Annotated in this window: 10 protein-coding genes; 2 read left to right on the forward strand and 8 right to left on the reverse strand. The window is 72.8% G+C overall.

Annotation, left to right across the window (positions count from 1 at the left end; genetic code table 11):
* The first annotated feature begins 148 nt into the window (after positions 1–148).
* Positions 149–1,510 carry a glutamine synthetase family protein gene (locus ACFY6U_RS13800; protein WP_390037835.1) on the forward strand — a complete coding sequence of 454 codons (1,362 nt, stop codon included), beginning with the start codon at positions 149–151 and terminating at the stop codon, positions 1,508–1,510.
* Between the two features lie 44 nt (positions 1,511–1,554).
* Here the strand turns inward: ACFY6U_RS13800 and ACFY6U_RS13805 are convergent, their stop codons facing one another.
* From ACFY6U_RS13805 to ACFY6U_RS13825, 5 genes are all read right to left on the reverse strand, one after another.
* Complete coding sequence (locus ACFY6U_RS13805) at positions 1,555–2,721, reverse strand: PP2C family protein-serine/threonine phosphatase (RefSeq protein ID WP_390037837.1); 1,167 nt, start codon at positions 2,719–2,721, stop codon at positions 1,555–1,557.
* A gap of 87 nt (positions 2,722–2,808) precedes the next feature.
* Positions 2,809–3,828: a TolB family protein gene (locus ACFY6U_RS13810; RefSeq protein ID WP_390037839.1), complete on the reverse strand. Its 1,020-nt coding sequence runs from the start codon at positions 3,826–3,828 to the stop codon at positions 2,809–2,811.
* Positions 3,825–5,099, reverse strand: coding sequence for an MFS transporter (locus ACFY6U_RS13815; RefSeq protein ID WP_390037841.1), 1,275 nt, complete (start codon positions 5,097–5,099; stop codon positions 3,825–3,827). Before ACFY6U_RS13815 ends, ACFY6U_RS13810 begins: the two co-directional genes overlap by 4 nt.
* Position 5,100: 1 nt before the next feature.
* Positions 5,101–5,973, reverse strand: a complete 873-nt coding sequence (locus ACFY6U_RS13820; RefSeq protein WP_351491604.1) for an alkaline phosphatase family protein — start codon at positions 5,971–5,973, stop codon at positions 5,101–5,103.
* A 161-nt stretch (positions 5,974–6,134) separates the two neighbouring features.
* Positions 6,135–6,635: a pyridoxamine 5'-phosphate oxidase family protein gene (locus ACFY6U_RS13825; RefSeq protein WP_390037843.1), complete on the reverse strand. Its 501-nt coding sequence runs from the start codon at positions 6,633–6,635 to the stop codon at positions 6,135–6,137.
* A gap of 126 nt (positions 6,636–6,761) precedes the next feature.
* Here ACFY6U_RS13825 and ACFY6U_RS13830 point away from each other — a divergent pair, with 126 nt between their 5' ends.
* Positions 6,762–9,755 (forward strand): bifunctional [glutamine synthetase] adenylyltransferase/[glutamine synthetase]-adenylyl-L-tyrosine phosphorylase, encoded by a 2,994-nt coding sequence (locus ACFY6U_RS13830; RefSeq protein WP_390037845.1) that lies wholly within the window; start codon positions 6,762–6,764, stop codon positions 9,753–9,755.
* Here the strand turns inward: ACFY6U_RS13830 and ACFY6U_RS13835 are convergent.
* From ACFY6U_RS13835 to ACFY6U_RS13845, 3 genes are all read right to left on the reverse strand, one after another.
* Entirely contained in the window at positions 9,743–10,876 is a 1,134-nt protein-coding gene (locus ACFY6U_RS13835) for a sensor histidine kinase (protein ID WP_390037847.1), read from the reverse strand. The two genes, ACFY6U_RS13830 and ACFY6U_RS13835, sit on opposite strands and share 13 nt — an antisense overlap.
* A 43-nt stretch (positions 10,877–10,919) precedes the next feature.
* A complete protein-coding gene (locus ACFY6U_RS13840; RefSeq protein ID WP_390037849.1) occupies positions 10,920–11,624 on the reverse strand; it encodes a VanZ family protein in 705 nt (234 codons plus the stop codon).
* 99 nt (positions 11,625–11,723) lie between these two features.
* Positions 11,724–12,329 carry a TetR/AcrR family transcriptional regulator gene (locus ACFY6U_RS13845; protein WP_390037851.1) on the reverse strand — a complete coding sequence of 202 codons (606 nt, stop codon included), beginning with the start codon at positions 12,327–12,329 and terminating at the stop codon, positions 11,724–11,726.
* Between the last annotated feature and the right edge of the window lie 134 nt (positions 12,330–12,463).

Raw genomic sequence — 12,463 nt, forward strand, 5'->3', positions numbered from 1 at the left:
ACGAGAGCCGTTCAGGCCGAGGTCGCTCGGGCGATCAAGGTGCGCAACGCGCGTGAAATGCTGTTGTGGTGTGATGCTCAGGTGCCCGACCGCCTCCTGCGGGACAGGAAGACAGGCGGCCTGACCAGCAAGGATGGGGAAGCGGAAGATGGACAAGCAGCAGGAGTTCGTGCTCCGGACCTTGGAGGAGCGCGACATCCGGTTCGTACGCCTGTGGTTCACGGACGTGCTGGGCTTCCTCAAGTCCGTCGCCGTGGCCCCGGCCGAGCTTGAACAGGCCTTCGACGAGGGCATCGGCTTCGACGGCTCCGCCATCGAGGGCTTCGCCCGCGTCTACGAGTCCGACATGATCGCCAAGCCGGACCCGTCCACCTTCCAGGTTCTCCCGTGGCGCGCCGAGGCCCCCGGCACCGCCCGCATGTTCTGCGACATCCTCATGCCGGACGGCTCCCCGTCCTTCGCGGACCCCCGGTACGTCCTCAAGCGCGCCCTGGCCCGCACCTCCGACCTCGGCTTCACCTTCTACACCCACCCCGAGATCGAGTTCTTCCTCCTGAAGGACCGTCCGATGGACGGCTCCCGCCCCACCCCGGCCGACAACTCGGGCTACTTCGACCACACGCCCACCAACGTCGGCATGGACTTCCGCCGCCAGGCGATCACCATGCTGGAGTCGATGGGCATCTCGGTCGAGTTCTCCCACCACGAGGGCGCCCCCGGCCAGCAGGAGATCGACCTGCGCTACGCCGACGCGCTCTCCACGGCCGACAACATCATGACGTTCCGGCTGGTCATGAAGCAGGTGGCGCTGGAGCAGGGGGTGCAGGCGACCTTCATGCCGAAGCCGTTCTCCGAGCACCCCGGCTCCGGCATGCACACCCACCTGTCCCTCTTCGAGGGCGACCGCAACGCGTTCTACGAGTCGGGCGCGGAGTTCCAGCTCTCCAAGGTCGGCCGCTCGTTCATCGCGGGCCTGCTGAAGCACGCCGCCGAGATCTCCGCGGTCACCAACCAGTGGGTGAACTCCTACAAGCGCATCTGGGGCGGCTCCGAGCGCACGGCCGGCGCGGGCGGCGAGGCCCCGTCCTACATCTGCTGGGGCCACAACAACCGCAGCGCCCTCGTCCGCGTCCCGATGTACAAGCCGGGCAAGACCGGCTCGGCGCGCGTCGAGGTCCGCTCCCTCGACTCCGGCGCCAACCCGTACCTGGCCTACGCCGTCCTGCTGGCTGCCGGCCTCAAGGGCATCGAGGAGGGCTACGAGCTCCCGCCGGGCGCCGAGGACGACGTCTGGGCCCTCTCCAACGCCGAGCGCCGCGCCATGGGCATCGAACCCCTCCCGCAGAACCTCGGCGAGGCCCTCACCCTGATGGAGAACAGCGACCTGGTCGCCGACACCCTCGGCGAGCACGTCTTCGACTTCTTCCTGCGCAACAAGCGCCAGGAGTGGGAGGAGTACCGGTCCGAGGTCACGGCCTTCGAGCTGCGGAAGAACCTGCCCGTGCTGTAGGGGCAGGCAGTCGGAGGTAGTCGCGGCCGGGGTCCTCCCGCTCGTCAGGACGCCGTGCGGTCGCGCTGGAGGACGACCATCGCCATGTCGTCGTTCAGCCGGCCGCCGGTGTACGCGCGGACGTCGGCGGCGAGCTGCTCGACGAGCGGGGCGGGCGCCTGGTCAGCCCAGGCGGTGGCGCGTTCGGCGAACGGATAGAAGTCGCCGTCCGCGTTCCGGGCCTCGGTGACGCCGTCCGTGTACAGGACCAGCCTGTGGCCGTACTCGAACGGGAAGGTCGCCGGCGTGTAGCAGCCGCCCGCGCTCTCCGCGCAGTCCACGTCGGCGGGCCAGACGCCGAGGCCGAGCGGGGGCGACGGCTCGGGGACCGTCAGCGTCAGCGCCGACCTGGTGCGGCCGCGCAGCAGGAGCGGTGGCGGGTGGCCGCAGCTGATCAGGTGCACCACGGGCTCGTCGTCCGGGATGTCCATGACGGCGGCGGTCACGAAGCGCTCTGCCGCGTCCTCGTCCGGCTCCGAGAACTCGGAGAGTCCCCAGCGGACGGCGTCCTCGATGTAGGCGACCAGTTCCGGCAGTGGGATCCGGCGGTGTGCGGCGGCGCGGAAGGCGCCCAGCACGATCGCCGTGTCGCTGATCGAGGAGAGCCCCTTGCCCCGGACGTCCCCGATGAGCAGCCGTGTGCAGCCGGGGACCCGGGCGGCGGCGTACAGGTCGCCGCCGACGGCCGTGTCCGCTTCGGCGCTGCGGTAGTGCGAGGCGAGCGTGACGGGACCGGCCTGCTTCGGCAACGGCCGCAGGACGACCCGCTGCGCCGCGTCGGACACCGAGCGCACCCGGACGAGTTCCCGCTCCCGACGGTCCCACAGCCGGGTGAAGAGAACGAGGAACACGCAGACGGCGAGGAGGGCGGCGAGTTCGACGAGAACGCTCTCGGTGGTCAGGGTCCGTCGTTCCAGGCCGGCGCTGACCAGTGCGAGGACCGCCAGCGCCCCGATCAGCGCCGTGGCGCGCGGCCCGCTGCCGACCGCGGTGACCGCCACGGCGACGACGAGGAGATGGGCGAGGTGGATGTCCGGCGGCAGGAACCAGTCGGCCACCGGGATCGCGACGATCAGCAGGAGCGGTCCCGCGAGCCGCAGCGGCCCCGGCGCGTAACGGCGCCAGGCTCGCAGGGTCTCGACCGCGGATGTCGTGATCGTGGCAGCGCTCACGTCGTGCTCCGGTGCTCGTCTGCTGTTCTTCCTGCAACCGCCAACCCACGGTCGCATGTCCCCCATTCCCGTTATTCCGGACTGGGGTCAGCCCACGAACGCGGGCGACACCGCCGAGACGCTGATCCGCCGCGCCTTCCCCGTGCCGTCCGCCGGGACCTGGTACAGGTCCGCCCCGTAGTCGCCCGGCAGGGCGTAGACGAGGGTGTGCCGGTCCTTCCACACCGCCTGGTCGTCCACGCTGCGGGTCTCGGCGAGCGGGGTCTCGCGCATCGTCCGCAGGTCGAGGACGTAGAGCCGCCAGGGCGCGTCCTTCGGCAGGCCCTTCACCCGCTTCTTGTACGCGATGCGGGTGCCGTCGGGGGAGAGGGACGGGCATTCCACGTTCGGGTGGAGGGTGGTGACCGTGCGGGTCCGCAGGTCGCCCCGGACCAGGTAGGTCGAGCCCTTCGTCGCCAGGGTCGCGTAGAAGGTTCTGTCGTCGGACGCGAACGTCACGCCCCAGAAGTTGACGTCCGCGGACCGGTAGGGACGGCCGTCCCTGACGATGTGGAACTCCTCCAGGGAGGGGATCAGGGCGCCGGTGCGGGTGTCGGCGATCGCCGTGCGGGTCGAGAAGTCGGTGCCCGCGTAGGAGTCGCCGCCCACGAACGCCGTCCAGGCCGCGTAGTGGCCGGTGGGGGAGACGCGGGCGCGGGACGGGATGCCCGGGACGTCGTAGTGGGCCCGTTCCTTCAGGTGGGCGTCCAGGATCAGGGCCCGGTACGTGTCCGAGACCGGGCCGTGGACCGCCTGGAGGCAGACGCCGGTGCCCGCGGCGGCGTAGAAGCGGAGGCATTTCACGCCGGAGGCGGTGCGCGGGCCGGAGGGGGCGGCGGCGGGGACCGTGGTCAGCTCGTCGCGGTGCGGGCCCCAGGCCATGTTGCGGAAGACCATGCGGCCGGGGGCCGTGAGGGTCACCGTGCCCGGGGTGACCTTCGGGCCGCCCGCCTGGGTGTGGTCGCGGCGTTCCGCCCGGGCGGAGGCGTGCAGGACGGAGGCCAGGGCCACGGCCGCCAGCACCGCGAGTGCCGACAGGAGGATCAGGAGGCGGGAGCGCAGGGTCATGCGGCGGCCTTCCGGACGGGGCGCAGGGTGAGGGCGTACGCCGCGCACACCGCCAGGGCCACCGCCGACACGCTCAGCGCCGTACGGTCGCCCCACAGCGTCCACGCCGCCCCGAACCCCAGCGAGCAGGCGAACCGCGCCCCCGCCTGGCCGGTCTGCACGAGCGCCAGGCCCGACGAGCGCAGCGCCTCGGGGACGCTGTCGGAGGCGGCCGCCATCAGGACGCCGTCGGTCGCCGCGTAGAACGTGCCGTGCAGGGCCAGCACCGCGTAGGGCAGCGCCGTGCCGTGCCAGGACGTGAGCAGCAGGGCGTAGGCCAGGAGCAGGGCGCCGTGGCCGGCCAGGAAGACGCGCCAGCGGCCCCGGCGGTCGGCCAGGCGGCCCAGCGGGACGGCCAGCAGGAGGAACGCGGCGGCGGTGCCGAGGGGGAGGAGGGCGAACCAGCGGTCCGGTACGCCGAGCCGGCGTTGCAGCAGCAGGTAGACGAAGGAGTCGCTCACCGTCGCGAGGCCCAGGAGGAGGGCGCAGACGGTGATGCGGCGCAGGCCGCGGTGGGACAGGAGGCCGAGTGCCGCGCGCAGGGTGGGGCGTGCGGTGGATGCGGCCGCCCCGGTACGGCCGCCGCCCGGCACGAACAGGACCAGGACCAGCACGCCCAGCACCGCCACGCAGAAGCTCACCGTGAAGACCGCGTCGTAGCCGTCCATGGTCGCCCGGAGGATGAGGAACGCGGCCAGGGGGCCGAGCAGGGCGCCCGCCGTGTCCATGGCGCGGTGCACGCCGAAGGCGCGGCCCCGGGTCTCCGGGGTGCTGGAGAGCGAGATCAGGGCGTCCCGGGGAGCCGTGCGCAGGCCCTTGCCGGTGCGGTCGGCCGCCAGGATCAGGCCGATGGGGGTGAGGGTGTGGGCGAGCAGCAGCAGGGGTTTGCAGAGGGCGGAGAGGGCGTAGCCCGCGCCCGCCACCCACTTGTGGCGGCCGCCGCCGCGGTCGGCCAGGTGGCCGCCGACCAGGCGTACGACCGCCGAGAAGCCGTTGTAGACGCCGTCGAGGAGGCCGAAGCCCAGCGGGGACAGGCCGAGGCCCGCCACCAGGTACAGCGGGAGGACCGCCGTGACCATCTCCGAGGACACGTCGGTGACCAGGCTGACCGTGCCGAGGGCGAGGACGGCGGGCGCGATCGTGGTGCGGTACCGCCCGGCCCGCGAGGGCCGGGCGGTACCTTCCACGGACGCCGTCGTCGGAGTGCTCGCGCGGCTGTCCGCTACGTACACGTCAGGACGCCCAGATCCCGGTGATGTCGGACGAGGACGCCGCGTTGCCCGCGTGCGCGCTCAGGCCCTGGCTGTCCTCCAGGGTGCGCAGCAGGTCGTAGTGGTCGTAGGTGGTGGACGAGGTCGAGCCCGCGGTGACCGGCTGGCCGTACAGGACCGTCGGGATGCGGTTGCCGGCCAGGCGGTTGTCCTCGTCCATGGTGACGACGAGGAGGCTGTTGTGGGTCTTCGCCCAGGTGGCGTACGCGCCCAGGTTGTTCTTCAGCCAGGTGTCACCGGTGGACACCGAGCAGTCGTGCATGTCGCTGCACAGGTTGGGGGTCACGAAGGACAGCTGGGGGAGGGTGGAGTAGTCGGTCGGGAACTGGGCGAACGTCTTCGCGGTCGAGGTCGGCACGTTGCTGAAGCCGAACCACGGGTTGTGCTTGCGCGCGTAGTTGCCGCTGCTGCACGTGGTCGAGCCCTGGCTGGGCAGGGTCTCGTTGTAGCTCGCCCAGGTGCGGCCGGCCGCGAGCTGCTCGGAGGCCAGGTTCGCCGCCGAGGAGAAGCCCGCGGTGTAGCAGCTGTCGTCGGTGATGCCCTGGGTGGAGCCGGAGAACAGGGCGAAGTAGTTGGGCTGGCTCGGGTGGGTCTCCGCGTACATCTGGGTCAGGTTGGCGCCGCCGGTCGCCAGCGAGTTGATGTACGGGGCGCTGGAGGAGCCGATGACCTGGCTGTAGGCGTGGTTCTCGAAGACCACGACGATCACGTGGTCCGGGGTCGGTACGGCACTCGCGGCGTGCGCGGACGTGCCGCCGAGCCCGGTCCACAGGCCGATGGCGGCCGCGGTGAAGGCGGTGGCGGACGCCACCGCCGTACGGGTGCGGCGCAGCATCCCGGAACGAGCGGAACTGCCGGACACATCAACCTCCGGTGCTGGGGAAGGGAGGGGGTGGGGGTGGCGGTGCGGACTGAGCATGCGCACGCCAATAATCCCTCGCCCCACCGGACCCGGCCAGGGGGATGAAGAGCGGGTGAACTACTGGACCCGGTGCACTACTCCCACTTCGTCTGGCTGAACGGCTCGCCCTTGCCGAAGCCGAGGACCTTGCGCGGCCGCACGGCGAAGACCAGGGCCCGCCCCGGGCCGTGGTGGAAGCAGCCGCCGGCGACCTCGTAGTGCCAGAACGGGCCGTACTTCGCCTCCCAGACCGCCGCCAGCTCCCGCAGCCGGTCGTCGTCCGTGACCCGCACCGCCTCGCCCTCGACCGTCACGTCGTACCCGTCGGTCCAGCCGTTGGTGCCGGTCGTCAGGACGACGTGCGGGTTCCCGGCGAGGTTCGCCGCCTTGCGTTCGCCCGGGCCGGTGCCGAAGTGCAGGGCGCCGTCGTGCCACACCGCGAGCAGCGGGGTGACATGCGGGCGCCCGTCCGGGCGTACCGTCGAGATCCAGAACAGCTCGGACTCCGTCAGGACCTTCTCCGCCTCCGACCAGTCGTGGGCCGAGGTGCCCTCGCTGCTGTAGCGGGCGTCCAGTACGCCCTGGGGTTCACGCATGACGCCTCCCGTGGTCGTCCGCCCGTACAGACCACGATCCCGCGCGAAACTCATCGGCGCCCGTGACAGCCTCTGCGGTTAGGCTCGTCTGGCCAGCATGATCGTGATCCCAAGGGGAGGCCGCACATGACGCCGGGGCGCAGGAGCAGTACCTTCACGCGGCTGCTGCGGCACGGCTTCACCGATGCCTCGGCCGCCGAGCGGCTGCTGGACAGCGCCGAACTGGCCGCCGTACGCGACGACCCGGTGCTCCTCGAAGCCCTGGGCGCCACCGCCGACCCCGACCTCGCCCTGCACGGCCTGGTACGGCTCCTGGAGGCCCAGCCGGGCCCCACCGCCCGCCGCGAGCTGCTCGACACCCTGATAGCGGCCAAGCCGCTCCGCGACCGCCTGCTGGGCGTCCTCGGCGCCTCCGCCGCCCTCGCCGACCACCTCGCCCGGCACCCGCGCGACTGGGAGGCCCTGGTCACCTACGAGCCCCGCGACCTGCACCCGGGCGTCGCCGAGTTCGAGCACGGGCTCGCCGAGGCCGCCGACCCGGTCGCCCTGCGCGTCGCCTACCGCCGCTGCCTGCTGTCCATCGCCGCCCGGGACGTGTGCGGCACGACGGACGTCGCCCAGACCGCCGCCGAACTCGCCGACCTCGCCACCGCCACCCTGCGCGCCGCCCTCACCCTCGCCGAGGCCGCCGCGCCCGGGGACGCCGCCGCCTGCCGGCTCGCGGTGATCGCCATGGGCAAGTGCGGCGGCCACGAGCTGAACTACGTCTCCGACGTCGACGTCATCTTCGTCGGCGAGGCGGCCGACGGCGCCGACGAGGCCAAGGCGCTGCGCTCCGCCACCAAGCTCGCCTCGCACATGATGCGGATCTGCTCCGAGACCACCGTGGAGGGGTCGATCTGGCCCGTCGACGCCAACCTCCGCCCCGAGGGCCGCAACGGCCCCCTCGTGCGCACCCTCAGCAGCCACCTCGCCTACTACCAGCGCTGGGCCAAGACCTGGGAGTTCCAGGCCCTGCTCAAGGCCCGCCCGGTAGCCGGCGACCCCGGCCTCGGGCAGGAGTACGTCGCCGCGCTCGAACCCATGGTCTGGAAGGCCGCCGAGCGCGACAACTTCGTCGCCGACGTGCAGAAGATGCGCCGGCGCGTGGTGGAGAACATCCCGGCCGCCGAGATCGACCGCGAGCTGAAGCTCGGCCCGGGAGGCCTCAGGGACGTCGAATTCGCGGTCCAGCTCCTCCAGTTGGTGCACGGCCGCACCGACGCCACGCTGCGCTCCGGCACCACCCTCGACGCCCTCCAGGCCCTCGCCGCCGGCGGCTACGTGGGCCGCGCCGACGCCGTCCAGCTCGACGACGCCTACCGCTTCCTGCGCTCCATGGAGCACCGCATCCAGCTGTACCGGCTGCGCCGCACCCACCTGGTCCCCGAGGACGAGGCCGACCTGCGCCGCCTCGGCCGCTCGCTCGGCCTGCGCACCGACCCGGTGACCGAGCTGATCCGCGAGTGGAAGCAGCACACCGGCGTCGTACGGCGCCTGCACGAGAAGCTCTTCTACCGCCCGCTGCTCGACGCCGTCGCCCAACTCGCCCCCGGCGAGGCCCGGTTGAGTGCGGAAGCCGCCCGGGAACGTCTTGAGGCCCTCGGCTACGCCGACCCCGCCGCCGCCCTGCGCCACCTGGAGGCCCTCGCCTCCGGCGTCACCCGCAAGGCCGCCATCCAGCGCACCCTGCTGCCGGTCCTGCTGGGCTGGTTCGCCGACTCCGCGGACCCGGACGCGGGCCTGCTGAACTTCCGCAAGGTCTCCGACGCCCTCGGCAAGACCCCCTGGTACCTGCGGCTGCTCAGGGACGAGGGCGCCGCCGCCGAGAACCTCGCACGCGTGCTGTCCGCCGGCCGTCTCGCCCCCGACCTGCTGATGCGCGCCCCGGAAGCGGTGGCCCTGCTGGGCGACGGCGACGGGGGCGGCCTGGAGCCGCGCGGCCGGGCCCAGCTGGAGCAGGAGATCCTCGCCGCCGTCGGCCGTGCCGACAACGCCGAGGACGGGGTACGGGCGGCGCGCGGCGTGCGCCGCCGCGAGCTGTTCCGGACGGCCGCCGCCGACATCGTGGACTCCTACGGCACCGAGACCAAGCCCGTCGAGCCCGACCAGGGCGCCCTGGTCGACCGGGTCGGCGGCGCGGTCTCCGACCTGACGGCGGCCACGCTGGCGGGGACCCTGCGCGCGGTGGTCCGGGACGGCTGGGGGGACACCCTGCCGACCCGGTTCGTCGTGATCGGCATGGGCCGGTTCGGGGGCCACGAGCTGGGCTACGGCTCCGACGCCGACGTCGTCTTCGTACACGAGCCGCGGGAGGGCGTGGCCGAACGGGAGGCCGCCGACGCGGCGGGCAAGGTCGTCGCCGAGATGCGCCGGCTGCTCCAGATCCCCAGCGCCGACCCGCCGTTGCTCATCGACGCGGACCTGCGCCCCGAGGGCAGGTCCGGGCCGCTGGTGCGGACGCTGAACTCCTACGAGGCGTACTACCGCCGCTGGTCGCTGGTGTGGGAGTCGCAGGCCCTGCTGCGCGCCGAACCGGTCGCCGGGGACGAGGAGCTGGGGCGCCGGTTCATCGAGCTGGTCGACCCGCTGCGGTACCCGGCGGAGGGGCTCGGCGAGGACGCGGTGCGCGAGATCCGGCGGCTGAAGGCCCGGATGGAGTCCGAGCGGCTGCCGCGCGGCGCCGACCCGAAGCTGCACACCAAGCTCGGGCCGGGCGGGCTCTCCGACGTGGAGTGGACCGTGCAGCTGCTCCAGCTGCGGCACGGGTGGGCCGAGCCCGGGCTGCGCACCACCCGGACCCGGGAGGCGCTGGCCGCGGCATGGGCGGCCGGGCTGCTGGGGACCGAGGAGGCCGCGATACTCGACGAGGCCTGGGTGCTGGCGACGCGGGTGCGCAACGCCGTGATGCTGGTGCGGGGGCGGGCCGGCGACACGTTCCCCACCGAGAGTCGGGAACTGGCCGCCGTGGGGCGGTACCTGGGGTACGGGGACGGGCACGCCGGGGACATGCTCGACGCGTACCGGCGTACCACGCGCAGGGCCCGGGCCGTCGTGGAGGAGCTCTTCTACGGGGCCTGACCGGGCTTGGCGGCCGTTCCGCGGGGGGCGGGAAGCCGGACGGTGACGAGGAGACCCCCGGCGGGGCGGGGCACGAGGTCGAGGGTGCCGTCGTGCGCCCGGACGACGCTGTGCACGATGGCCAGCCCGAGGCCGACGCCGGCGTGCTCGTCGGTGCGGACGCGTTCGGTGCCGCGCTGGAAGGGTTCGGTGAGGGTCGGCAGCAGTTCCGGCGGGAGCGGACGGCCCGTGTTCTCGACCCGCAGCACGCTCGTGTCGTGCTGCCGTTCGGTGTGGACCGTCACGGTGCCGCCGGCGGCGAGGTTGTGGACGACGGCGTTCTGGACGAGGTTCGTCACCATCCGCAGGATCAGCGCCGGGGAGCCCACGGCGTGTGCCGGCTCCCCGGTGACGTCGAGCGTGATCCGGCGCTTCTCGGCGAGGGGAAGCAGCGTCTCGGCGGCTTCCTCGGCGACGAGGGAGAGGTCGACGGGCTCGCGGGTGAAGCTCCTGCCGTCGGCCCGGCTGAGCAGCAGAAGGGCCTCGGTGAGGTCGATCGCCCGCGTGTTGACGGTGCGCAGGCGTTCGATGAGTTCGCCCCGGTCCCGCGTGGGGTCGTTGCGGGCGGCTTCGAGGAGCGTGCGGGAGACGGCCAGCGGGGTGCGCAGTTCGTGGGAGGCGTTCGCGGCGAACCGCTGCTGTTCGGCGACGTGGGACTCCAGCCGCTCGAGCATGGTGTCGAACACGTCGGCGAGTTCCCGGAACTCGTCCCTGGGGCCCGTCATGCGGATCCGGTGGGAGAGCGATCCGCTCGAGGCCAGCCGCGCCGCGGACGCGATCCGGGCGAGGGGCGAGAGCATCCGGCCGGCGAGGATCCAGCCGCCCAGCAGGCCGAAGAGGAGGAGAAAGGCCAGTGCCGTGGCCGCGGCGGGGGCGAAGCCGTTCAGGAGGTCGGTGCGCTTGGGCCCGGTGATGATCACGGCGCCGAACCTCTTCTGGAGGGACGTGGCGTCTTCGTTCGGCAGCCAGCGCAGCACGAACACCCACATCACGGCCAGCAGGAGAACCCCGGCGACGAGCAGGAATCCGGCGTAGCTGAGGGTGAGCTTCAGTCGGGCGCTGTGGTTCGGGCGTCTGTTCACGGTGTCCCCAGCGTAGGCAGGACGAGACGCGGCGGCAGGTGACTCATCCCGTCGGCGTCAGCGCGCGGCTCGGCCGGTCCGACGGCGCCGGTGCCGGCGTGCGCCACCAGGGGCGCGACGCCAGCCCGGCCAGCAGGGCGCCGGCGGTGTTGACCAGGACGTCGTCCACGGAGGACACCCGGTCCAGGCGCAGGACGTACTGCGCGGTCTCCACCAGGGCCGAGCAGCCCGCCCCGAGCGCCAGGATCCGCGGCACGGACGCCAGCGCCGCGAACCGCACCGGGGCGAAGAACCCCAGCGACGCGAAGACCAGCAGGTTGCCGGCGATCCCGAGCGTCCCCATCGTGACCAGGTCCCGGAACGGCACGAGACTCACCCGGGCGGGCGCGGTGCCGGCCCCCTCGCCCGGCATCATGGTCAGCCACACGAACGGCACCGTCCCGTGCACCATGCCCACCTCGGCCAGCGACGTCCGCCACGCCCACGGGACACCGGCGGCCCGCCGGCGGTGCGCCAGCGCCCACGCCACCAGCGCGGCGAGCGGCAGCGTGACCAGCGTCATGAGCACCACGCCGTTGAACGTGTCGAAGCAGCCGTGCCACCGCCCGGCCATGCACCTCGGGGCGGACATCATGAGCGGTCGCCGTACGACGAACAGGGCGCCCGCCGTGAAGAGGAGCGCCAGGCCGGGGAGCACGGTCCGGCGCGCGCGGCGGAAAGGTGCTGACGGGGTTGCGTTGTGGTTCACGCCCTCCATGGGACCCGGCGGGCCGTTGCCGCGGCGTATGCGTTTTTCGATACGCCCGCGATACACGGAACCTGCTAGAGCATCCGCTGGAGCAGGAGGTCAGCGCGGGAGCAGGCTCCGGGCGTGGTTCATGAGGCCCGTCAGGCCCACCTCGAAGGCGCGGTCCGCCCTGCCGTCCCCCACCGCCGCCAGGGCCCGTGCCAGGTGCGGGGTCGGTGTCCGGTCCGTCAGCTCCCACATCGTCTCCGGGGCCGCCAGGTCCAGGGCCGAGCCGAGCACCAGGTTCTCCAGGGCGATCAGCAGGGGCATCACGTCCGCCGGGGCGAAGCCCGCGTCCAGCAGTACCGTGACCGCCCGCTCGTACTGCTCCAGGACCCGGGGCGCCCGCACCGGCGAGGTCATCAGGAGCGGGATCGTCCGCGGGTGGGCGGCGAACGCGGCCCGGTAGGAGCGGGCCCAGGACTCCACGGCGGTGTCCCAGGGGGACAGGTCCAGGGTCGCCGGGTCGATCGCGGCCGCGACCCGTTCGCGCAGCAGCTCGACGATGCCGTCCCGGCCGTCCACATGGTGATACAGCGAACCGGCCTGGGTGCCGAGCCGCTTCGCGATCTGCGGGACGCTGAAGTCGCCCTGCTCGTCCACGAGTTGCAGCGCGGTCGTGGTGATCCGCTCCCGGTCGAGGAGCGGGGTGCGCGGCCGTCCCATGCGTGTGTTCTCCCCCCGGAGGTGTGAAACGGGTCTTCCCGGATGTCCAGGAGGAGGCTACATTGCCAAAACCGAAAGGCTTTAGATTTACGGGTCCGGGGCAGCTCCTGCCCTGGTAGCGCCGGTCATCCCGC

It is taken from the genome of Streptomyces sp. NPDC013157, from assembly GCF_042899865.1.
Taxonomy (GTDB): domain Bacteria; phylum Actinomycetota; class Actinomycetes; order Streptomycetales; family Streptomycetaceae; genus Streptomyces.